At 61.2% G+C, this 22,898-nt stretch carries 13 protein-coding genes; 8 read left to right on the forward strand and 5 right to left on the reverse strand.

Features of this window, described 5'->3' with window-relative positions:
- Positions 1-416: 416 nt before the first annotated feature.
- Positions 417-4,472, forward strand: a complete 4,056-nt coding sequence (locus NX784_RS18290; RefSeq protein ID WP_258818130.1) for a cellulase family glycosylhydrolase — start codon at positions 417-419, stop codon at positions 4,470-4,472.
- Between the two features lie 22 nt (positions 4,473-4,494).
- Positions 4,495-5,091 (forward strand): hypothetical protein, encoded by a 597-nt coding sequence (locus tag NX784_RS18295; RefSeq protein WP_258818131.1) that lies wholly within the window; start codon positions 4,495-4,497, stop codon positions 5,089-5,091.
- A 434-nt stretch (positions 5,092-5,525) separates the two neighbouring features.
- Here the strand turns inward: NX784_RS18295 and NX784_RS28840 are convergent, their stop codons facing one another.
- The 3 genes from NX784_RS28840 to NX784_RS18310 all read right to left on the reverse strand — a co-directional run bounded on the left by NX784_RS28840 (position 5,526) and on the right by NX784_RS18310 (position 10,096).
- The gene (locus tag NX784_RS28840; protein ID WP_307736039.1) at positions 5,526-6,476 is read right to left on the reverse strand and encodes a PA14 domain-containing protein; all 951 of its coding nucleotides are present in this window, start codon (positions 6,474-6,476) and stop codon (positions 5,526-5,528) included.
- Positions 6,477-6,628: 152 nt separating this feature from the next.
- Positions 6,629-8,161 carry an alpha-N-arabinofuranosidase gene (locus NX784_RS18305; protein ID WP_258818132.1) on the reverse strand — a complete coding sequence of 511 codons (1,533 nt, stop codon included), beginning with the start codon at positions 8,159-8,161 and terminating at the stop codon, positions 6,629-6,631.
- 696 nt (positions 8,162-8,857) lie between these two features.
- A complete protein-coding gene (locus NX784_RS18310) occupies positions 8,858-10,096 on the reverse strand; it encodes a helix-turn-helix domain-containing protein (RefSeq protein WP_258818133.1) in 1,239 nt (412 codons plus the stop codon).
- A 427-nt stretch (positions 10,097-10,523) separates the two neighbouring features.
- Here NX784_RS18310 and NX784_RS18315 point away from each other — a divergent pair, with 427 nt between their 5' ends.
- Positions 10,524-11,834: a glycoside hydrolase family 5 protein gene (locus NX784_RS18315; protein ID WP_258818134.1), complete on the forward strand. Its 1,311-nt coding sequence runs from the start codon at positions 10,524-10,526 to the stop codon at positions 11,832-11,834.
- A gap of 197 nt (positions 11,835-12,031) precedes the next feature.
- Positions 12,032-14,077 carry an alpha-L-arabinofuranosidase family protein gene (locus NX784_RS18320; protein ID WP_258818135.1) on the forward strand — a complete coding sequence of 682 codons (2,046 nt, stop codon included), beginning with the start codon at positions 12,032-12,034 and terminating at the stop codon, positions 14,075-14,077.
- Positions 14,078-14,323: 246 nt separating this feature from the next.
- Here NX784_RS18320 and NX784_RS18325 read toward each other — a convergent pair whose 3' ends face one another.
- A complete protein-coding gene (locus NX784_RS18325) occupies positions 14,324-15,553 on the reverse strand; it encodes a glycoside hydrolase family 27 protein (RefSeq protein WP_258818136.1) in 1,230 nt (409 codons plus the stop codon).
- A gap of 92 nt (positions 15,554-15,645) precedes the next feature.
- On the opposite strand from NX784_RS18325, the gene NX784_RS18330 reads away from it, so the two are divergent.
- From NX784_RS18330 to NX784_RS18345, 4 genes are all read left to right on the forward strand, one after another.
- Positions 15,646-15,786, forward strand: a complete 141-nt coding sequence (locus tag NX784_RS18330; protein WP_258818137.1) for a hypothetical protein — start codon at positions 15,646-15,648, stop codon at positions 15,784-15,786.
- A gap of 127 nt (positions 15,787-15,913) precedes the next feature.
- Positions 15,914-17,119, forward strand: coding sequence for a helix-turn-helix transcriptional regulator (locus NX784_RS18335; protein ID WP_258818138.1), 1,206 nt, complete (start codon positions 15,914-15,916; stop codon positions 17,117-17,119).
- A 325-nt stretch (positions 17,120-17,444) separates the two neighbouring features.
- Positions 17,445-18,560 carry a DNA-binding transcriptional regulator gene (locus tag NX784_RS18340; RefSeq protein ID WP_258818139.1) on the forward strand — a complete coding sequence of 372 codons (1,116 nt, stop codon included), beginning with the start codon at positions 17,445-17,447 and terminating at the stop codon, positions 18,558-18,560.
- Positions 18,561-18,878: 318 nt separating this feature from the next.
- A complete protein-coding gene (locus NX784_RS18345; RefSeq protein ID WP_258818140.1) occupies positions 18,879-21,209 on the forward strand; it encodes a dockerin in 2,331 nt (776 codons plus the stop codon).
- A gap of 83 nt (positions 21,210-21,292) precedes the next feature.
- Here NX784_RS18345 and NX784_RS18350 read toward each other — a convergent pair whose 3' ends face one another.
- Positions 21,293-22,720 (reverse strand): nucleoside hydrolase-like domain-containing protein, encoded by a 1,428-nt coding sequence (locus NX784_RS18350; protein ID WP_258818141.1) that lies wholly within the window; start codon positions 22,718-22,720, stop codon positions 21,293-21,295.
- Positions 22,721-22,898: the final 178 nt, after the last annotated feature.

A 22,898-nucleotide genomic window follows, 5' to 3' on the forward strand; every position in this document is an offset into this window, starting at 1 on the left:
TTCGCGCTATTTCGGTGCTTATCCTCCGTATCCTTTTCTGCCCGCCAGGTCCGTGCCGTTGATTATCTAACGCAGCAGTACGGCCAAAACAGCCCGCCGTTTGAACTGACCCGAAAAAGTCGGACGTCAGCGTTCCGGCGGGGCACCGCCACGACATCTTTTTCCTCGATCCATGCCACGGCGGCGCAGTCATCCATCACTCGTGCTTAGCACTCTTATTTAAAGTTACTAAAAGATCTGCACTCAGATACTTTTATAGCCATAAATGCCATGTGCCTCTCTTCGATCTCTTTGATCTCCTCGTAGACTTTTCAATGTCCGCGAAAACGATTTCAAACGGGGCCCTGCCAACGGTGGCGGCAGGAGGGGCGGCGCAAATATAAATGGAGACGGTAATGTATGTGAGAAGCAAGATAATGACCGGCCTGGCTGCATGCATGCTGGTATCGCTGAATGCTGCGGCTGAAAATTACAAATGGGACAACGTTGCAATCGGCGGCGGCGGCTTCGTTTCGGGTATCGTGACCAGCAAGAGCGAGCGCGGCGTCGTTTACGCGCGCACCGATGTGGGCGGCGCCTACCGCTACGACAGCCAGACCGGCCGCTGGATCGCGCTGACGGACTGGCTGTCCCAGGCCGACGTGGGCCTGATGGGCGTGGAATCGCTGGCGATCGACCCGCGCAACGCGGCCAATTTATACATGCTGGTCGGCACCGAATACTTCAACGGCGGCAAAACCGCCATCCTGCGCTCGACCGACTATGGCAAGACCTTCACCGTTACCGACGTGACCAGTCAGTTCAAGGCGCACGGCAACGGCATGGGCCGCGGGACCGGCGAGCGGCTGCAAGTCGACCCGGGTGCGAGCAATGTGCTGTTCGTGGGCACGCGCCACAATGGCCTGTTCAAGAGCATCGATTCGGGCGCGACATGGAGCCGCGTCAATGGGTTCAACGTCAACGACACGCCCAACGGTGTTGGCATCAGCTTCGTGCTGCTCGATCCCACCAGTGTCACGCAAGGCACTGCCAAGCGCATCTTCGTCGGCGTGTCGCGTTACGGCTCGGTCGGCCCCAACCTGTATTTGAGCAAGGATGGCGGCGTCACCTTCGCCCCCGTGGCCGGCGCGCCCGTCGGCCTGATACCGCAGCGCGCGGCGCTCACGTCCAAAGGCCGCCTGTACCTGACCTACGGCAACGGCGCCGGGCCGCACGGGGGATCGGCGAGCGAGCCTTTGGACCACGGCCAGATCTGGGAATACAACACCATTGGCGGCGCCTGGACCAATGTGACGCCGGCCGGCAAGAACATGGCGTTCGGCGGCATCAGCGTCGACCCGACCAATCCCAAGCGCCTGGTCGCCTCGACCGTCAACACCTGGTTGCTGCAGCGGCAGGACCCGGCACCAACCTGGGGCGACCGGATCTTCACGTCGGTCGACGCCGGGCGCACCTGGACCGACCTGATGGACCGCGGCATGACGGTCGATCCGAATGGCATCGACTGGATCTCGAAGCAGGCGATCCACTGGGCCGCCGATATCGAGTTCGACCCCTTCGATCCGAAGAGCGCGTGGGTGGTGTCGGGCAACGGCCTGTTCAAGACGAGCGACATCGACGCGCCCAAGAGCAGCTGGAAGTACGACGTGCGCGGGATCGAAGAGACCGTCGCATTCTCCGCCGAGAGCATCCCGAACGGGCCGCTGGTATCGGTCCTCGGCGACTTTGACGGCTTCATCCAGGATGCGCCGGACCAGTACGGCCTGCAACACAGCCCGACGATGGGAACCACCACCGGCCTGGCGGTTGCCACCCAGAACCCGAACGTGATGGCGCGGGTGGGCAATTCGCTCTACACGTCGACCAATAGGGGGGCGAACTGGGTGCAAGCGCCGTCCATCATGGCGCCGAAGGGCAACGCGGCCCTGTCGGCGGATGGCTACGTGCTGCTGCATAGCCCGGAAAATTCGACCACCACCTATCGCTCGACCGATTCCGGCGTCAACTGGACCCAGGTCGCCGGCCTGTCCGTGAACAACGCGCGCCCGGTGGCCGACCCGGTCAATCCGGCCAAGTTCTACGTGTACGACCGCGGCACCGGCAAACTGCTGGTGAGCACCGATGGCGGCGTCTCGTTCAGTCCCGCAGCCCAGCTGGCCGCCGGCGGTTCGACGATCTTGCGCGCCACTCCCGGCGTCGAGGGCGACCTGTGGGCATGCCTGAACTCGGGCGGCCTTTCCCACTCGACCGACTCGGGTGTCACCTTCACCAAGGTGAGCACGATCAGCTCTTGCGAGACTTTAGGTCTGGGCAAGGAGGCGCCGGGCGCCAGCCATCCGACCCTGTACATGTGGGGCGCGGTGAGCAGCGCGCGCGGCCTGCTGCGCTCGATCGACCAGGGCGCCAGCTGGGTGCGCGTCAACGACGATGCCCATCAATATGGCGGCCCACAGACGGGCTGGATCACCGGCGACATGAACACGTACGGCACGGTCTACATGAGCACCGCCGGCCGCGGCATCGCCTATGGCAGGATCGACCCGGCCGGCGACGTCCCGGTGACACCGCAGGTGTATGTGCCGCCGCCTAAGTTCGCCGATTGCAAATACGTCCTGACTCCCTTCATCTGGTGGGGCGGCGGGGCCGCCGACGTGCTAATCACCAACAACGGCAGCTCGGTCATCAACGGCTGGTCGGTGAACTGGACCTATGAAGACGACGCCCAGGTGAATGCGATCTATGGCGGGACGATCACGGGCAGCAAGCCGACCTACACGGCGACGCCCGACGGCAACAGCGTCATCAACCCGGGCCAGACCGTGTCGTTCCGCGTCCTCTTCAGCCAGTATTCGGAGAAACCTGGCCCGATTCCGCTCGTGTTCGGCGACATCTGCAACACGCAGGTGCCTCCGCCTCCGCCTCCTCTTTATCCGAGCTATAACACCAGTCCAATTGCGCCGAATGCGACTGGCATGAGCAGTAACGCTACCCAGTTGGCTGCCAAGATAAAGCTGGGCACCAACATTGGAAATACGTTGGAAGCGTACGGTTGCACGCCAGCGTCAGAGACTTGCTGGGGCAATCCGGAAGTGTCTGCCGCCTATGTGAAATTGGTAAAGGACAGCGGTTTCGACGCGATTCGGATCCCCGTATCCTGGGATCAGTATGCCGATCAGACCACTGGAAAAATCAGTGACGCTTGGCTCGACCGCGTGAAGCAAGTGGTGCAGTACGCAGTGGATAACGGACTCTACGCGATCGTGAATATCCATTGGGATGGAGGTTGGTTGGAGAGGAACGTTAACTTTGCGAGTAAAGTCGCGGTTAATGCCAAACAGAAAGCCTATTGGGAGCAAATCGCCACGAAGCTGCGCGACTTTGACGAGCATGTCCTGTTTGCCAGCGCCAACGAGCCCGATGCGATCACGCCGGACCAAGTCAAGGTTCTCGACAGTTATCACCAGACATTTGTGAATGCGGTTCGTTCGACGGGCGGTAGGAACGCTTATCGCGTGCTGGTGCTCCAGGGCCTCAGAACCGACATCGATATGACTTACGATAATTGGAATGGCATGCCGACCGACACGGTACCGGGTCGCCAAATGGCTGAAGTTCATTACTACCCCGGGGCTTTTTCTAACCTTGCAGAAGATACCGACTGGTCACAGATGCAATGTTACTGGGGTGACGGCTACAAATCGCTGACTGATACGTACCGCAACTCACCCGGGAAGCTTCCGCTCATGGAAGAGGCTTATACCGATGCGCAGTTTGCCAAAATGAAAACCAAATTCGTGGACCGAGGCATCCCAGTGGTGTTGGGGGAGTTCGCTGCGATGAAGCGTTCCCAGGAAGTTTGCGCTGACCTGGATCTGCATCTCGCTTCGAGGGAACATTTCTATCAAGTCGTCACCCAGTCGGCGCTTGCACACGGTCTCTTGCCATTCGCATGGGAGATCGGGATGGCGGAAGGTCTGTTATTTGACCGTGTCACGCCGGCCGTGGGTGATCCACAAGTGCTTGATGCAATGTTGGTAGGCGCCGGAAAGCTTTTCGGACTGAGTAATCGTCCACATAGCTGGACCGTGGGTAATGACGCCGCGGATACCAGTTCGACCGCGTATATGCAAGCTACAGTCAACCAGGCGGGGGCGGCTGCTACTTATAATTTTGCGCATCCAATTAACTGGAGTGGCGCAACCTTGAAAGTGGTCCTTAATTTTGATCAGGCGTTTGTTTCGGATCGAAACGGCGGGATGGATGGCTTGTTCCAGTTCTTTACTTATTCCGACGGCTGGGCTGCTTCTGAGTGGAATTGCTGGACTGGCTATAAAACATTGGTTGCAGGTCAAGATACAGAATTCACGTGTTCTGCCTTTGGGATCCAGAATGCGGTAGGGCTAGGTATCCAATTCTTCGCAAAAACAGGTTCCGTTACCATCAAACGAGCAACGATTAAATTGGCTCAATAACCGTCCGTCATAAGGTATTCACATGAAAAAAATTCTCTGCGCATTGTTCGCTAGCTCCAGCCTGATGCTGGCCGGCGGCGCCCATGCCGCTGTGATCGGGTTCGACGATGTCATCACCGAAGGCGACTTCACCAGCCTCTCCGACGCCAGTCCTTATGCCAGCCTCTCCTGGGGTGCCGGCTGGTTCGCGGGCGACAGCGGCATCGACGGCTACGCCAACGCCGCCCATTCCGGCGCCAATTTCGCCGTCAATGGCTTTGGCGACGACCAGATCAGCATCAGCAGCGCCGTCGGCTTCAATTTCGCCGGTGCCTGGTTCGCCACGCCGGAAGGCGCCGGCGACAAGGCTGGCTGGATCACCGTCACCGCCTACGACGCCCTCAACCAGCTGATCGGCACCACTGGCAATATCGCCATCGGCGACAGCTACCGGTGGGTCACCGGCGGGTTCGCCAACGTGGCGATGCTGACCATCACACGCGACAGCGGCTGGTATGTGATGGACGACTTCACCACCGCCGTCGCCTCCGGCACGGTGCCCGTTCCGGCCTCGCCGCTGGTGCTGGGGATCGGCCTGCTTGCCCTGATCCTGGCCCGGCGCATGCCGCAACGCGGCTAGAAGTTGACGCGGGCACGTCCCGCGCTTTTGTCCGTTTGTGGTGTCAGCAAACGTCAGGGGGAGAGGGTGGGTAGCCATCTCCCCCTGCTTTTTCCATCGGCAGTTCTTCGCCCCAGCCTCAGTTCCGACGCGCGACGCCGCAACGCCACGACAGTGCAACAAGCGATACCAGCGCGCCGGTTGCGCCGGTATCGATCCTGCAGTCGCGTAGCTCAGCTCGACGGTGCAAGCAAACATCAGCGCGGCGCGTCCCCGCTGGAGTCCAGGACAGTGGCAAAGGAGATCAGGGGCGTGCCGGTTCGGCCGCTCCCTTGCAGACGGTAGCCGGGCGCAGTGGCGCGGCGAACGCTCACGGTCTGCCATCGGCGTGGCCGTCAGCGTGTGACGGTCGTTGCTGTGGTTGCCAGGCCAGGCCCGCCAACCGGCGGCGCCTATTACTCCTTCGACTGGATCGGCGGCAGCATGCTGGCCGGCGGCCGCCCTATCAGGCTGCGCGGCAAGTACCCGTAATCCGCCGCACCGGGCTTTTTCCACGCGAGCATCAACGCGAGATCGGGGCCTGGGCCCTGGAAGTAACGCACGCGGAAATTGCGCAAGCCCTTTTCCAGCTTTACGGTGGTCGCCACGGGTGTCGGCGCGTGGATGCCATCGTTGTCGATCACGTTTTCATCGTCGATGCTGAGAATGGCACCATCGTCGGCCAACAGCATCAGTTCCCACGTGGCGGTTTCCGCAATGTTGACGGTGAAGCGAATATCCATCCCGAACCATTCATTCGTCGAGCCCATGCCGGGAAAGCCTTCCTGGAAGGAGCGCGGCGTGATATTGAGTTGGGCCAGGCAGACGCGCTTGACCGGCTTGCGTCGGCGCATTTCGGACACCGATCGGGTGCCGACATTGAGACGATACACGTCGGCGACCATATGCCGATCCGACGCATCGGCGCATTCTTCGAACAGCTTGGGGGGCGTGCTGGCCACGGCTTCCTTCGCGGGCTCTGGGGCGGGCGGAGGCGGAGGCGGGGCCGGGACAGGAACCGGTGCCGGTGCCGGGACAGGAGCCGGGCCCCGGATGGCGTCGGGTACGACGTCGACCACTGGCGGCGGGGCAATCGGGGGCGGAGCGATGGTGGGAGGGACCATATCGCTTACGGCTGGCGGAGGCTCGGAAATCTTTTTTTCCGGTACTTTGTCCTGGAGCAGGACCATGTCTACGGCGCGCGGCGGCGGCGTGGGACGGCGCGCCCGCGACAGCAGCATGGCGGTCAGCAAGGCCAGATGGATGAGCAATACGACGCCCAGCGCAACGCGCCGGTTCTTGCGCGGGAACGAAGGCTGCCCTTCAGTTGCGGGCGTGGCCAAATTGGATTCCGGTCCTGAACTCATACGTTTCCAAATACGATATCAATTTATTGAGGTTTGGCGCCCTTGCGGTGCCCGAGCAGGAGCGGTGAACTGCTGCCACTCCGGTTCAGGATGGGCTACATCGGTGCCATCGTGCATGCCGAAGGTGATCATGTGACGCTTGCGCGCGGCGCTTACTCCTCCAAAGCGACCACCATTACGGCCTTGGCAGGCACCTTGATCGACAGCTTGCCGCCCTCGGCACGCGCGCTGAACGGCGCCGGCTTGATGACCTGCGGATTCTGGAACGTGTTGTGTGCATCCATCGTGGCCGAGGTCAGTACCTTGCCGGCCGCACCCTTTACCTTCGCGCCGGCGACGTCGACGGCGACATCGACCGCCTTGTGCGGATCGGTGTTGACCAGTGCCAGGTACATCTTGCCGTCCTTGGCACGTGCCGCTGAAGCGCTCATCCCCGGAATGGTCGTTGCGCCCAAGGTGTAGCTGGTGTTGTCCTTGATCGCCAGCGGCAGCGACCTGGCATCCTGGAACGGCACATACATCTGGAACGTGTAGTAGGTCGGCGTAAGGACCATCTTCTCCTTGTCGGTCAGGACCATCGCCTGCAGGACATTGACCATCTGGGCGATGGTGGTCACGGGGACCCGCTCCGCGTGATCATGGAAGATGTGGAAGTTGAGTGCCGCCACGAGCGCGTCGCGCAGGGAGTTTTGCTGGAACAAGGCGCTTCGGGCGCCCGCTTCGTCATACCAGGTGCCCCACTCGTCGACCATCAGCCCGATCTTCTTCTCGGGATCGTGCTTGTCCAGTACGGCCACATGGTCCTTGATCAGCTGGTCCATTTTCAAGGTATTGGCAAGGGTCGAGATCCACTCGTCTTCCTTGAAGCCGATGTCCTTGCCCTTGACACTCCAGTTGCCGGTCGGGATGGTGTACTGATGGACGCTGATACCGACCGTGCGGCGCTTCAGTTCCTTGCTCAGGACATCAGTCCACGCAGTGTCGAAGCCACTGCCGCCGCTGGCAATCATTTTCGGCCTGGACTTGTCGGGCGCTCTCAGGAAATTCTCGTAATTGCTGTACAGGTTCGCGTAGTAGTCGGGCTTCAAGTTGCCGCCGCAGCCCCACAACTCGTTGCCGATGCCGAAGAAGGCGACTTTGAACGGCTTGTCGTGCCCGTTCTGGGCGCGCAGCCTGGCCAGCGGCGAGCCGCCGTCCGCAGTCATGTACTCGACCCAGTCGGACATCTCCTGTACGCTGCCGGTACCGACGTTGCCGTTGACGTAGGCGTCGGCGCCCAGCATGTCGATCAAGTCGAAGAATTCGTGGGTGCCGACGGCGTTGATCTCGTCTACGCCGTCCCCGTTGACGTTGCTCGGGCGCTTGTCCTGCGGGCCTATGCCGTCGCGCCAATGGTATGTGTCGGCAAAGCAGCCGCCCGGCCAGCGCACCAGGGGCACATGTAATGCCTTGAGCGCGCCGACGACATCGTTGCGCCAGCCCTTGGTGTTGGGGATGCTCGACTTCGGGCCGACGTACAAGCCTCCGTAGATGCCGGTGCCGAGGTGTTCGGCGAACTGGCCATAGATGTTCTTGTTGATGACGGCGCCGGGCTTGGCCGGATCGATGTTGATGGTCACGGCTGCGAACACTGGCGCAGTCGCCAGCATTGCAAGCGCCAGGACGCTGCGCTTCACTACACTCATGTCTTCTCCGTTTTTTGTCGCTACCCGCCAGCATTGCGGACTGCGCTGTGGCGTGGAGGCGGGGCATGCTGTGCAATGACAGGCCAGCAAACCGGCGGAGTGTAGCCCAAATATTTCGACAAAACGACACGCCAAAATGCGCCGCTGCCTGCCGCGACAGCGTTCGGCAAAGATTCTGCACGGCCGGCATGCGTACTCGTGCAGATTTTGCTATTGGCCGCTTAACGGGGCCGCCTTTCGATCCGCTCACCGACAGCGCGCCAGCGACCGCGCCGCCATTGCCGGACGTCCAATGCAAGAAAGCGCAATATCAATGCGATGATCTGCACTCTTGTAATATCTTCACCGTTAGCGCCATTTCGGCGCCTGCTTCCTCGCGTTTTTTGCGATCAGCCCGCCCAGTGCCGGTGATGCGCGATGACGCGCCATATCGCACCGAATTAGGAATGCTGAAGCGGCACGCAGACCGATCAGTTGCGCGGCATTCGGCAGGTGCCGGTTCGACGATCTTTGCCGCGACCATCTTGCGGCGCGCATATGCCCAGCATTGGGCATGGGGGAGCCTGCCGTATTGCGTCCTGGACATAGGCTGCGTCACCATTGGTTTGCGGTACGGCGTCACGCGCGGCTCGGTGGCAATCGGCAGGCGAACCCGTGAACGCGGCCGCGCTCAGCGCAGCGTGCGAAATATGGGCTTTACGGCGTCGGGTTCCGCGGCGCCTTTTTGCACACTTCGCGGAATGCCTTGGGCGTGCATTGGTATTCTTCCTTGAACAGCTTGATGAAATACGAGGGATTTCTGTAGCCGACCGAATAGGCGATTTCCGCGATGCCGGCGCTGTTATTCTCCACCAACAGGCGGGATGCTTCCGTCAGTCTCAGTTTGTTCAGGTAACCGGTAAAGGTATATCCCATTTCCGCCTTCAATATGTCGTTGACCTTATTGCGGTTCACCCCGGTTTCCGATACCAAGGTTTCCAGATCCAGTTCTGAATCCGCATAACGCGTCGCCAGCAATTTTAAAATGGCGGATTTTTCCTTTTCCCGGTGCGACTCCAGCGCCAGATGCTGGTATGCCACCAGCGGCAGGTCTTTCTGCATCCGCGCGCGCAGGTCATTTGCCAGGGCAACCGCGTACTGCTTGACGAACCAGAACCCAAAGCCACCCCAAGCAAGTATTACGAACGCGGCGAAAGAATATAGATAGCCGTATTTCCGTTCGTGCAATTCAATTGTCGCGATTTCGATACGCGACGGGATGCCGACGGGGCTGACATTGCTTGTGCTGACTTCGATTTGCGCGACTTTGGCCAGCGAATAACCCAAGTCGGACGGATCGAGTTTGTTCATGTCGAGCCACCACTGCGGAATGGTCAAATGCGCAAGGTCGAGTTCAACCTTGGCCCCGTCCGGATTGCAGTTGACGTATGCCGCCGGCGAGCGGTAGGTCAGCAGGTCACCGGGTTTGGACCGCTTGTCATCGAACGTGGTCAGGCCGACCCGGATCGTACCGGCGGGGAAGCAGCGTGCCTCGAAACTGATTTTGTCGAACCGGGACCAGTCGAGCAACGTAGGCTTGCCGTTGCGGTCTGTGAAGACCAGGCCGGTCGACGCATAGAGATAGGGGGCGTTGCCTGACAGGAGGTATTCCATGATCAGGCGCCCGGCATCGACTTTCGCGTTCACGCTGGTGGTCGCGCCGTTGCTGTTGTTCGCCTTCCGCAGCTGCCAGGAAAAATCGTCTTGCTCAAACAAGGATTCGCGGTGATTGCTGCGACTGACGCACAGATACCCGACGAGGATAGTCAAACCGAGCAGCAGAACTAGCCGAACCAATGCCTTTGAATATAACGCGTGCATATCAATAAAAGTTGGATGGCAGACAGCGGCGAGCCCGCCGGTCTCCGGCGCGGCGGCAGTCGTCAGGTCTCGCAATGTACAGCATGTGATGCACTCTGTCACTGCGGCGCTGACACACCCTCTAGACCGATGTCCAGTGCGTTCGGCTCCAGTTGCTGCGCCGGCCGGGGCGCTCATCTCGAATGCAAATGCTGCCGTCGACCTTCCCGCTGACACCACGACTGACTCGTCCCGGTTCGAGAGTGGAGCTCACTGGCGCAGCACGCTGGATAAAGTTGACCATCGAACAAGTTTTGTCGTCTGGACGCTGTTCGCCGTTTGGCGCGACATGACGGACTACACGTAGAAGTAAATTCCCAAGTCTTGCAACTATTCGCACACTCATACCATTTTCAGGGAAAGTTCAGCGGTCGCGGCGTGGAGCATCCTATGCTGGCACTTGGCCGAAAAGAACATTTGAGGTCAAAGGGCAATTTGTCAGCATGAATATTTCGAGGTAACCATGAAGCTCAGCCGTGCATTTTTATTAATTGCGGTTCTGTTATTGAACGTCGGGTGTGGCGGCGGCTCGGCCGGCACCGCGGCGCCAGCCAGCATGACGACGGTCAGTACGACACCGGCGGTGCCGACGCCGGCCGCAACGACGCCAGCGCCAACCACGCCGGCCGCGACGACGCCAGTCCCAACGGCACCGGCTCCGGCCACGTCCGACGCGGCGCTCTATCCCGACTACAACCAGAATCCCGTCGCGCCCGATGCAACCGGCATGGGCAGCACCGCTGTCCAGCTCGCCAGCAAGATTCGTCTTGGGCTAAATATTGGAAACACGATGGAGGCCATCGGCGGAGAAACCGCCTGGGGCAATCCCCTGATCACCGAGGCGATGATCAAGGCGGCCAAGGCGGACGGATTCAACGCCATCCGGCTGCCGGTCGCCTGGGACCAGTACGCCAACCAGCAGACCGGCAAGATCGACCAGGCCTGGATGGACCGGGTCAAGCAAGTCGTCAAATACTGCGTCGACAACCAGATGTATGTGCTCCTGAACATTCATTGGGACGGCGGCTGGCTCGAAAGCAACGTCGTGCCGGACAAGCAAACAGCAGTCAATCAAAAGCAAAAGGCGTTCTGGACCCAGATCGCCACACAAATGCGCGACTTCGACGAGCATTTGATGTTTGCCGGCGCCAACGAGCCGGCTGTCAAGACGGCCGACCAGATGCCGGTGCTCATGTCTTACCACCAGACGTTCATCGACGCGGTGCGCGCCACCGGCGGCAAGAATGCCTACCGCGTCCTGGTGGTGCAAGGACCGTCCGTGGACATCGATAAATCAGCGCAGATGTGGACGGCCATGCCGACCGACACCGTCAGCAGCAAGCTGATGTACGAGGTGCACTTTTACCCCTGGCAATTTACCTTGCTGGATAAAGATGAATGGTATGGGAATGCATTCTATTACTGGGGCAAGGATAATCATTCGACGACGGACACCGCCCACAACCCCGACAAGCAGGAAGAGGCCTATGTCGATCAGCAGTTTTCGTCGATCAGGCAGCAGTTTGTCGACAAAGGCATTCCGGTGGTGCTCGGCGAGTATGCCGCGATGCTGCGTACCAATCTGACGGGCGATGCACTGGCCCTGCATAAGAAGTCGCGCATCTACTATATAAACTACGTCACCAAGTCGGCAGTGGCCAACGGTGTGCTGCCGTTCTATTGGGACGTGGGCGGCCTGATCGACCGGGGCAACGATAATGCAGTCCTCGACCCGAACCTCCTCGATGCGCTTGTGAAAGGCGCAGCCCCATAACCTGCCGCACTCACAATCGCATGAAGGGCGGAGGGACATGCGTGTCCGTTCCATGGCGTGCATGGTGCATAGCGGATGGTTGCAGCGCCCGTTGTGAGGCCCGGCCCTTCGTTTTTGTCACCGCCTTCGCGGTGTATATGTCGCAAACATCCATAAAAGAAAGCGCCCCGCAGGCGCGAATTCATTACAAGGCTCCCATGAACTCGATCATCCCATCGCCCGGCGCCGGCATGCCGGTCGCGCAACGCCGCTTCCGCGCCCCCTATCTGCTGTCGCTGGCTGCCCTCATCGCGCCGCTGGCGACGGCGCAGACCGCCGTCAGGATCGACCTCTCCAAGCCCGGCATTCCCGTCAGCCCGACCCTGTACGGCCTGATGACCGAGGAAATCAACTACTCCTACGATGGCGGCCTGTACGCCGAGCTGGTGCGTAACCGCGTCTTCAAGGACGACGACAAGGCGCCGGTCCACTGGTCGGTGGTGCAGGATGCCGGTGGCAGCGCCGCGATCGCGCTGGACCACCGCTTTCCCGTCCCCGCCACCGCGCTGACCACCAGCCTGCGGCTCGACGCCGCGCGCGCCGCGCAGGGCCACCGGGTCGGCATCGCCAATGCCGGCTACTGGGGCATTCCGGTCAAGCCGAACACCCGCTACCGCGCCAGCTTCTACGCCAGAACGGCCGGCGCCGGCGGCGTGCCGCTGACCGTCAGCATCGAAGGCGTGGACGGCAAGACCGTGTACGCGCAGGCCGATGGCGGCCGCATCGACGGCGAATGGAAGCGCTACAGCGTCACCCTGACCACTGGCGCCAAGGTCAAACCGACCACTGGCGCGCGCCTCGTGATCGCCACCGAAAGCCCGGGCACCATATGGTTCAACCAGGTCTCGCTGTTCCCGCCGACCTACAACGACCGGCCGAACGGCAACCGCGTCGACCTGATGCAGAAGCTGGTCGACATGAAGCCGCGCTTCCTGCGCTTCCCGGGTGGGAACTACGTCGAGGGCGTGACCGTGGATACCCGCTTCAAGTGGAAGGAAACGCTCGGTCCGATCGCGCAGCGCCCCGGCCATCCCGGCACCTGGGGATACCGCTCGTCCGACGGCATGGGCCTGCTCGAATTTCTCGAGTGGGTCGAGGACATGAAGGCCGAGCCGGTGCTGGCGGTGTTCGCCGGTTACGCGCTCAACGGGGAGAACGTTCCCGCAGGCCCGGCGCTGCAGCCCTTCGTGCAGGAAGCGCTCGACGAGATCGAATATGTCACCGGCGACGTGAGCACGAAGTGGGGCGCGCAACGTGCCAAGGACGGCCATCCGGCGCCGTTCAAGCTGCGCTACGTCGAGATCGGCAACGAGGACGGCTTCGACAAGAAGAAGACCTACGACGGCCGCTACACCCAGTTCCACGACGCCATCAAGGCGAAGTATCCGCAGCTCAAGCTGATCTCTACCGTCAATGGCAAGGACTGGCTGGGACAGCAACAGAAGGTGACCAGCCGGGTGCCCGACCTGGTCGACGAGCATTTCTACTACACGCCGCTGCAGATGATGCACGACGCCGCGCGCTACGACAGCTACGAGCGCAAGGGGCCGAAAGTGTTCATCGGCGAGTGGGCCGCGCAGGAGGGCGAGCCGACCACCGACCTGCACGCCGCGCTGGCCGACGCCGCCTTCATGACCGGGATGGAGCGCAATGCCGACGTCGTCGAGATGTCCTGCTACGCGCCGCTGCTGGTGAACGTGAACCCGGGCGGGGTGCAGTGGCGATACAACCTCGTCGGCTACGACGCGCAAGGCAGCTACGGCTCGCCGTCCTACCACGTACAGAAGATGTTCAGTAATTACCTGGGCAACGTGTCGCTGCCGGTGACCGCGCAAAAAGTCAGTACGCAGACCTGGCAGGAGGCGCCCCGGGACGAGACGCCGCAGGTGCTGCCGCCGGCGAGGGACGTGCCGACGATGTTCTTCTCCGCGACCAGATCGGAGCAGCGCGGCGAGATCTACCTGAAGGTCGTCAACGCGATCGGCAGTGCGCAGACGGTGCAGGTCGACCTGGCCGGTGCCGCCAAGGTGGCTGCCGAAGGAAAGGCGATCGTACTGAGCTCGGCGCAGAAGGAAGACACCAACACCATCGCCGAGCCGGCCAAGGTGGTGCCGGTGACCAGCAAGGCGAGCGGGCTTGGCAAGCAGTTCAGCTATAGCTTCGCGCCGTATTCGGTGACCGTGCTGGTGCTGTCGACCAAATAGGCCGCCAGGACTGCGATCCCGACCATGGCGCTCATGTCCGCGGTGGCCTGGACCCCGCCCGGTGGTCAAGCGCCCGCGCGGTCATCGTACGCCAGCTCGAAGATTGTTGGTCGCCACGTGGCGAATGCCGGGCGGGTACCCGTCTTCGCAGGTGTACGAGCGCGTGGCGTGACCACAGTCTGCGGTGCGGCATGGCCACGAGCTCAAGAAGCAACGCGCGGCTGGCGCCGCGCGGTCGGGCGCGCCCTATGGTTTCGCTGGACCGGTCAGGAGCAGCATCAGCACGCTGTGCGGCGCCAGCCGCGCTTCCAGTGTGGCGCTGGTGTCGCCCGTCTTCTTGCTCCACAGGTCGGACCAGCGGTAGACGGTCTGCTTGAAATCGACCGACCGGTTGCTCATGTCATCGATCAGGACTTGCTTCTTCCAGTTATGGTGAACGTCGGCAGCCTGGTTCGAGCGGTTCAGGAACATCAGTGCCCACTGGCCGCCGTCGAGCGGCTTGGCATAGACCTCCAATGGACCGTCGGCCAGGACGCGCAGCGCTTGCACACCCAGCTTGTCCTGGTTCACCGCGATCACGCCGGGGTTGGTCAGGATGCGGCGGGTCGACTCGGACATGGAACGCAGGTCGTTGCCCAGGATGAGGGGCGACGCCATCATGGCCCAGATCGACAGATGGGCGCGGTCTTCATCCTCGCTCATGCCGTTGCCCACTTCGAGCATGTCCATATCGTTCCAGTGGCCGGGCCCTGCGAACTTGCGCAAGCCGGCCTGCCTGTCGAGGATGCGCAGCACGCCCAGACCAGTCGAGAGACCGGGACTGAATTCGCAGTCGAAGCAGTTGTAGATATCGGGCGTGGTGCGCCACGAATGGCCGACCTGGCCAGCCCACTCCCACGGCTTGCTCATGCCCCATTCGCACAAGCTGAACACCATCGGACGGCCCGCCTTGGCGATTGCGTCGCGCATCGTGGTGTATGCGGCTTCAGCGCTCATGCTCGGGGTATTGCACCAGTCGTACTTGACGTAATCGATGCCCCAGCTGGCATAGGTCCGCGCATCCTGATACTCGTAGCCGCGGCTGCCGGGACGGCCGCCGCAGGTGGTCGCGCCGGCGTCCGAGTAGATGCCCAGCTTGAGCCCCTTGCCATGCACATAGTCCGCCAGCGCCTTCATGCCGGATGGGAAGCGCTTGGGGTCGGGCTGGATGTTGCCGTCGGCGTCGCGCTGGCCTTGCCAGCAATCATCAATGTTCACGTACTGGAAGCCGACGTCCTTCAAGCCCTTCTTGACCATGGCATCGGCGGTCTCGCGGATCAGGCGCTCGTCGATTTCGCAGGCAAATTTGTTCCAGCTGTTCCAGCCCATTTGCGGGGTCCTGGCCAGGCCTTCAGCCTTTTGAGCCCAGCTATTGCCGCAGGCGGCGGCACCCAGCAAGGTCCCTAACACGAGCTGCGCCGTGCGTTTGGTGTTCATCTCGAATCCTATCCTCATGTAGATGTTTATAGTTTGCGTTCCACACGCTCAACTGCTTAACGCGTGCGCGCTTGAAGCATAGGATGTCCACCATGCGCAACGATATCGCTGCCAATCGGATTTCTAGCAAACCGCAGGAATTGCAAGCAATCCCGGCCACAGTGAAATTGACCGCGGGAGCCATGGAAGGTTTCGGTTTACGCAACAGCTCACTCAAGAACCGATTTGCATGACATGGGGAGCCGGACTCCGTTGATCCGCTGCAAAAATCCTTGGGATCGTCCATATTTCGCCTGTTATGATGCCGGGACCGTAGCCGTGGACACGTCTGGCGCCGAGGCAGTTTAATACCGTACCTATATGCAAGAGTTCTATAAGAAGGCGCTACTGACGCTGATTGCGCTGCTCGTCGTGGACGCGCTGCTGGCGGTCTTTTTTGTTTACCGGACCTTTCCGACACAGACGCTGTTGCCGGCGCATAGCGGGGGCAATCAGTGGCATTTCGGAACGTATTCCGATGTCGCAACTGGCGGAGCGTCGTCCGTTCGCTTGCACGACACGTCGCGCGACCGGCTGCGGTTCGACTTCAAACTGGCGGATGCGGCCGCGTATCCTTTTGTCGCCGCGGACATGGTCGTCGATAATGACAAAGGACAGCAGATCCACGAGGACTGGTCGAAGTTCCGTACCATTACCTTCGTTGCCAAATGTGCACCGGCCACTTCCTTGATGTTCGAGGTGTCCACCTTCGACGAAAAAGTCTCCAAGCCAGGCCGGTTCGAGACTTACCGACCACCTAGAACGTATTTTTCCTGCAGTGAACAGGGCGTGCCGGTGACCCTCGACCTGGCTCGGCTGGTTATTCCCGAATGGTGGTTTCCTACGGTGAAGGAGGACTTGGCGCGTCAGGGTTATAAACTCGACAAGGTCGCCAAAATCATGTTCGGCACCAGCACGGCCACCCCACGCAATGTCGACGCTTATATTGAAATCAGCGAACTGACATTGCATGGCCGCGATTACCGCTATTTGGCCGCGCTGGTGGTCATAATCCTGGGTGGTTGGGTGGCATTTGGTGTATGGTTTTTCCTGGCCCATGCCCGCGCGTTGCTGGCTAGCGTGGATTCAAAAATGAAAACGAATTTGCCCTTGGTGGCCTATCGCCAGTTAACCCTGGAGCCGTACAAGGACAAGGAAAAGGCATCGGTCTTGCGGTATATCGCCAGCGCTTATACCGACCCCAAACTGGACCTGGAAGCCGTGGTGGAAGCTACCGGCGCGAACCGCTACAAAATCAATGAAGTGCTGAAATCCGAACTAGGGATGACATTCACCAGTTACGTGAATAAACTGCGGCTGACCGAGGCATCCAGGCTGCTGGCCGAAAAAAGCAGCGCCGCCGTGTCGGAAATCGCGTATCTGGTTGGCTATGCGAATGTTCCTTATTTTAACAAGCTGTTCAAGGAAGAATTTGGCTGTACGCCGAAGTCATTCCGGATGCTGGCCGCCCAGCAGCAGGAGCCCGCCGGCAGCGCCCCGTCGGAACAGGCTGCATACCGCGGCTGAACCACTGCCGTCCAGCGCTCGCGCCGGGCGCGGACGCGCCGACTATCCCACCCCTTGCCAGTCCCCACGTCGCCGGCCGATCTGCGACGGTTTTGCTGTGGCCAACATTGCTTGCAATTTCTGCGTTTTGCAAGAAATTCGATAGACAGCGATATCAGTGCCCATGAGGGACGGCCTATGTTTCATAGATGGGCCGGATTCCGCTACAGCCCTCGGCCGTAGAAGCAAGATAAAGGCGGCAGCCCTGCTGTTGAGCCTTGCTGCCTGAGCGAAGCGAAACGCAACTGTGGAAGTCTCGGAAATGCTTTTCAAGCACACAAGTAACATGGACGCGACGAAAGTACGCCGTGTCGCGCTGTTATTCAACGCGAACAAGATATTCGATTACGAAGTCATTGCAGGCATTGCCGCTTATTTCGGAAGTACGCGCGCGGCATGGGACATCTTCGTTGAAGAAGATTTCCGATTGCGACTGTCCGACATCGAGCGCTGGCAAGGCGACGGCATTATCGCCAATTTCGATGACCCGGCTGTGGCAGCAGCGTTGTCGCGCTGTAGCGTACCGGTGGTCGCGGTTGGCGGTTCCTATGCCGACCCGGCCAATTACCCGGCCGGTGTGCCCTATGTAGCGACCGACAATATCAAGCTGGTCGAACTGGCGCGCCGGCATCTGATCGATGTCGGCCTGCAGTGTTTCGCCATGTTCAGTGTTCCCGCCACCGAGGAAAACCGCTGGGCGCAGCAGCGCGAGAATGCCTTCCGCAGCCTGATGGCGGGCGACCACGTGGAAGCGGAGATATTCCGCGGCTGCGAAACGAGCGCCCATTCGTGGGACCAGGCGGTCCTGGGTCAGATTGACTGGCTGCGCCGCTTGCGCAAACCGGTTGGCATCATCGCCGTCACGGACGCGCGTGCACGCCAGCTGATACAGGCCTGCATCATCGCCAACATCGAAGTGCCGGAACAGGTGGCGATCATCGGCATCGGCAACGACCCGCTGGTGCGCAGGCTCACCCGCATACCGCTCAGTTCCGTGGTCCACGGTGCGCAGGAGATCGGGCGCGCGGCAGCCCAGCTGATCGAGCAGATGCTGCACGGGGTGCGCCCGCCGAACACGCCGATCGTTGTGCCGCCGGCCGGCATCAAGGTGAACGCGTCCAGCCAGTACCAGCCGATCAAGCATCCGAACGTGAGGCGTGCGCGCCACTTCATCCGCCAATACGCATGCCAGGGCATCAAGACCGAACAGGTGGCCGATTACGTGGGCGTCTCGCGCTCTGCGCTCGACGCCCAGTTTCGCCGGGAGCTGGGATGCAGCGTGCACGACGCGATCCTGAGCTTCAAGCGCAATGCCGCCAAGGCTGGTCTGGAAAGTGCGGACTGCAGCATCGTTGACGCGGCGCAGGAGAGTGACCCTACGTCCGTCCAGTACATGCGCTGAATCGGGCGTGTTTTTTTGCAGCCAGCTTCTCCAATGATTGACGCCGCTGCTGCCTTCAGGCTGTGTGGCATGGCGAATCCGGCCTATTGCGGCGTCGCCGCCGGAGCTCGATCTCGATGGGTTTTAACGACATAAAAACATGTCGAGGCGAGGCTGGGCGCGTCGGGTGATGGAAGACATCACCACGTGACGTCGGCCGACGACCCCGACACAGAACGCGCGCTTTGCGCCGGTCCGGCACGGCGGCAGGGCCAGCGCGGCGGGACTACGTTGTTCTGTACCGGAGCACCTCAATCCATTCCTTCTAGAGGAGACATCATGAACAAGAAGTACAACGCCATCGTCCCGGCGCTGCTCGCGGCGCTGCTCGCCGGTTGCAGCGGAGGCAGCACGCCCCTCGGGGCATCCGGCACCGCGCTGGCCCTCGCCGCCACCACCGGCTCGGCCACCAGCTATACAAGCGTGAAGTGGGCCGGTGGCGGCTACGTCACCGGCCTCGTCTTCCATCCGACGACCCCAGGTCTCATGTATGCACGCACCGACATCGGCGGCGCCTACCGCTGGAATAATTCGAACGGGTCGTGGACACCCATCACCGACGGTGTCGGTTTCAATGGGGGCGAGAGCGAGTTCCACGGCGTCGAAAGCATCGGCCTCGATCCGACCAACGACCAGCTCGTCTACCTGGTCACCGGCATGTATACGAAAGGAGGCAGCGGCGACATGGTGAGCGGCCGCATCTATGCATCGAGCAACCGCGGCCTCACCTGGACGCACTACGACCTGCCTTTCCCGGTGGGCGGCAATGAAGGCGGCCGGGCCATCGGCGAACGCCTGAAGCTCGATCCCACCAATCCGTCGACGATGTTCTACGCCTCGCGCACGGCCGGCCTGTGGAAGAGCACGAACTCCGGTCAGACGTGGACCCAGACGAGTCTGTCGACCACCACGCTCACGTACGCCCAGGTCCAGTCTATCGGCGCCGTGAAGGGCGTCGAGCAGATCATGTTCGACAACTCGAACGTGGGTGGCGGAGCGACGACCTGGATCATGTATGCCGCGGTCGCACCGGACTATGGCCGGGTGGCGGGCCTGACCTCGACCCTGTATAAATCCGTCAACGGCGGCTTTTCGTGGACGCCGGTGTCGGTCCCGTCGAACGTGTCCGGCTACTACATCCCGCACATGGTGCGTGCCAATGACGGCATGTACTATGTGGTATTCAACCAAAATGCGGGCGAGGGCGCCGGCGGCACCAGCTACCTCTACAAGTTCGGTGGCGTAAGCGGCAACGAGTCCTGGACCCAGCTCTCCAGCCTCACGACCGGCGGCGGCTACGGCGGTGTGTCCGTGTACGGCACGGGCTCGACGGCCCGTATCGCGCTGGCCGTAACCGGGACCTGGAGCTCCGCCGGCCCTGTCGTCCAGCTGTCCGACAATGGCGGCAGCACCTGGCGCGAAATCGCGGGCGACATGCTGCATTACGGCGGACAGTTCTGGGGCTGGATCGACGACATCGAGATTGATCCTGCCAACCGCGACCATATCATGCACGTCACCGGTGGCGGCGTCTGGGAAACCTGGAACGCGTCGTCGGCCACGCCGAGCTGGGACTTCCCGAACAACAACCTCGAGGAGACCGCCACGCTGGCCGTCGTCACGCCGCCGGCCGGCGCGCCGTACAAGTTCGTCAACAGCGCGGGCGACATCGGGACATGGGTCCAGACGGATCTCGCGACGACGCCGACCCGGGGTCCTCTTGCCACATGGAACAATGGTAACTACGCCGACGTGCTGTGGTCTGATCCGAATTACATCGTCGGTGCCGGCCTCAACAACTCAACCTCAGCCGTCTTCGGCTTCTGGTCCGGCGACGCCGGTAACTCGTGGTCGAACTTCGCGACCCTGCCTGCCGGCGCGGCAGCCAACTCTTCCGACAACGGGAGTATCGTGACCACGTCTCGCAACAACGTGATCTGGGCGCCGTCCGGCTCGGTGCCATCCTATACCACGAACAATGGTGCGAGCTGGACCGCGACCAACCTGCCGGCGCCGGCAAACCCCGGCGGCTGGGCTAACGGTTATCGCCTGGTCGCCGACAGGAAGAATCCGAACAAGGTCTATGCGTACGATTCGGGTGGCGCATTTTGGGGGCCGGCGGGCAGGGTCTACGTCTCGACTGATGGCGGCCACAACTTCACGCTGAGCCAGGGTTCGGTGTCGGCGAACCTGTACCACAACAGCTTTGATCTCACGTCGATGGTGGTCAACCCCAATGTCGAGGGCGACCTGTGGCTGGCCGACGGCAACGCCGTGTACCGCTCGACCAATTCGGGGGCGACCTGGACCAAGCTGAACGGCTTCGCGACGGTCGGGGCCGACGGCTCGCGGGGCCAATTGCATGGCGCCAGCGTGATCGCCCTCGGCAAGGCACAGGTAGGCAGCCCATACTCGGCCGCGATCTACGTCGTGGGTACGATGAATGGTGTTTGGGGCTTGTACCACTCCGACGATGCCGGTGCGACCTGGGCGCGATACAACGATGATACTCACCAGTACGGTGGCATCGAGGCGATGGCGGGTGACTGGAACACCTATGGGCGCATCTACTTCAGTGGCGTCGGTCGCGGTCTGATCTACACCAACTGAGTGATATGCCCCTGACGTAGCCAATGACAGTTGCGGCACCGGAAACGGGCTGCAACTGTCTCTCCAAAGGCCGTGTAGGATGCTCAGGGCGCAGACGGCACGAAAGTGACGATAATCCGTCCGTAACGCGTCAGCGCCGGACTACCCTTATCGATCACCTTGACGATGAAGTGGGCGGTCTCCGCCTTGCTTACCACTGGCGCCTGCCCCCAAACGGTATGGTGGTTTTCCGCATACCCGAGCTTGATCTCCCCTTTGTAGCTGCCGGCTTCGGGATACTGAAACCACAGGTAGCTCAAGCTGTCTCCATCGGGGTCGGAACTGCCGGCCGCGCTCAGCATGAAGCCCTCGCCGGATTTGACGGTCAGCCGATCGCCAGGGGTGAGTTTTACGACTGGCGGATGATTCGCCCCCTTGTATGGCTTGGTGGTCCACTCCATTCGAGCTGCGAAATCGTTCTGGAAGTCTTTGCGCCAGCGCCAGATGGTGGTCCTGTACCCGGTGGAGACCTTGTCGTCGGCGTGCACGGTACGGCCAAAGTCGCTGTGGACCATCGGCCTGTAACTATCCACGGCGTTGGTCCAGATGGCATGAGGCTCTTGCAATACAGGTACGTTGCCGGTGAAGCCTTCCGGATTGGTATCTTTCAACGCAGGCGTGTAGTACTCGTAGCGCCCACCCCAACCGCCCCAGTCCGGATGCTCGGGTGCGTTCAGGCCGTTCGGTATCAAGGACAGGAAGGATGGCGTATCGCCCTCCATGCCAAAAGAAACATCCGGATACACCGCACCCAGCGGCCCATGCCCCTGTTGAATATGCGTGGCGATCCAGTCGTTGCTTACTTCCGTGCTGTCGAAGCCAGGCTCGGTCGCGTGCATACCAGTCCAAGTGCCATTGCCATACCCGCCGGGACTGACGATATAAAACAGATCGGGAAACCGGGTGCGTATCCAGAAACCGGAATCGTCCTGATCGGAGATCGTGTAGACGCGCAACTTCTTCACCAGGCGAGCGGTCTGCTCCGGTGTCCTGTCGTGGCTAATCCGATACAACGCTTGAGCAAGCGTATTGGCACCGCCCCAGACCGACACCCACAGGGGACGCGTATCGCTTTTCTCCAGGGCCTTGATGATGGCGTCCGATCCCGGCGAGTCCTTGCCGTCGCCGACACCTTGCATGCCGTAGACCGGCAAGCCGGAGCGCACCACGGCATTGAGCGCCTGCGCTTTCGGAAATCCCGGTTCGTGCTTCAACAAGTTGGGTTGTACCCGGCCGTAGGCGTCGATGATCGCATGGATGGATTCCGGGGCAATGCGCGACTTCTGATGCGTAGAGGTCGTGGCCACGATGCCTTCGATATCGATCTGGTTCGCGTATAGAAGCAGGCGCACGAGCGACTGGCTGTCATCGGGATCGGCCTCGATATCGGTGAGGACAATCAGGCGTTGTTTGGGTTCGTCGACGCCAAGGGCAGGCGCGCAAACCAGCAAGGCAGCCAGCATCACGGTCATTGAAAGTAGTCGCATCGTCTCTCTATTGAATTGGGGGCGTGTCTCGCTGGCGGGGCTGTGCACGACCGGGAACTGAACCCAGCAAACCGAATCGGTTCGGCGAAGAACGCGCCGAGCCGAACCGCATCCGCCGGAAGCCACTCACGATGTGGCGAACTGCCGCGCAGCCTGTCATGTG

It is taken from the genome of Massilia pinisoli, from assembly GCF_024753285.1.
In the GTDB taxonomy this organism is placed as follows: Bacteria; Pseudomonadota; Gammaproteobacteria; order Burkholderiales; family Burkholderiaceae_D; genus Telluria; species Telluria pinisoli.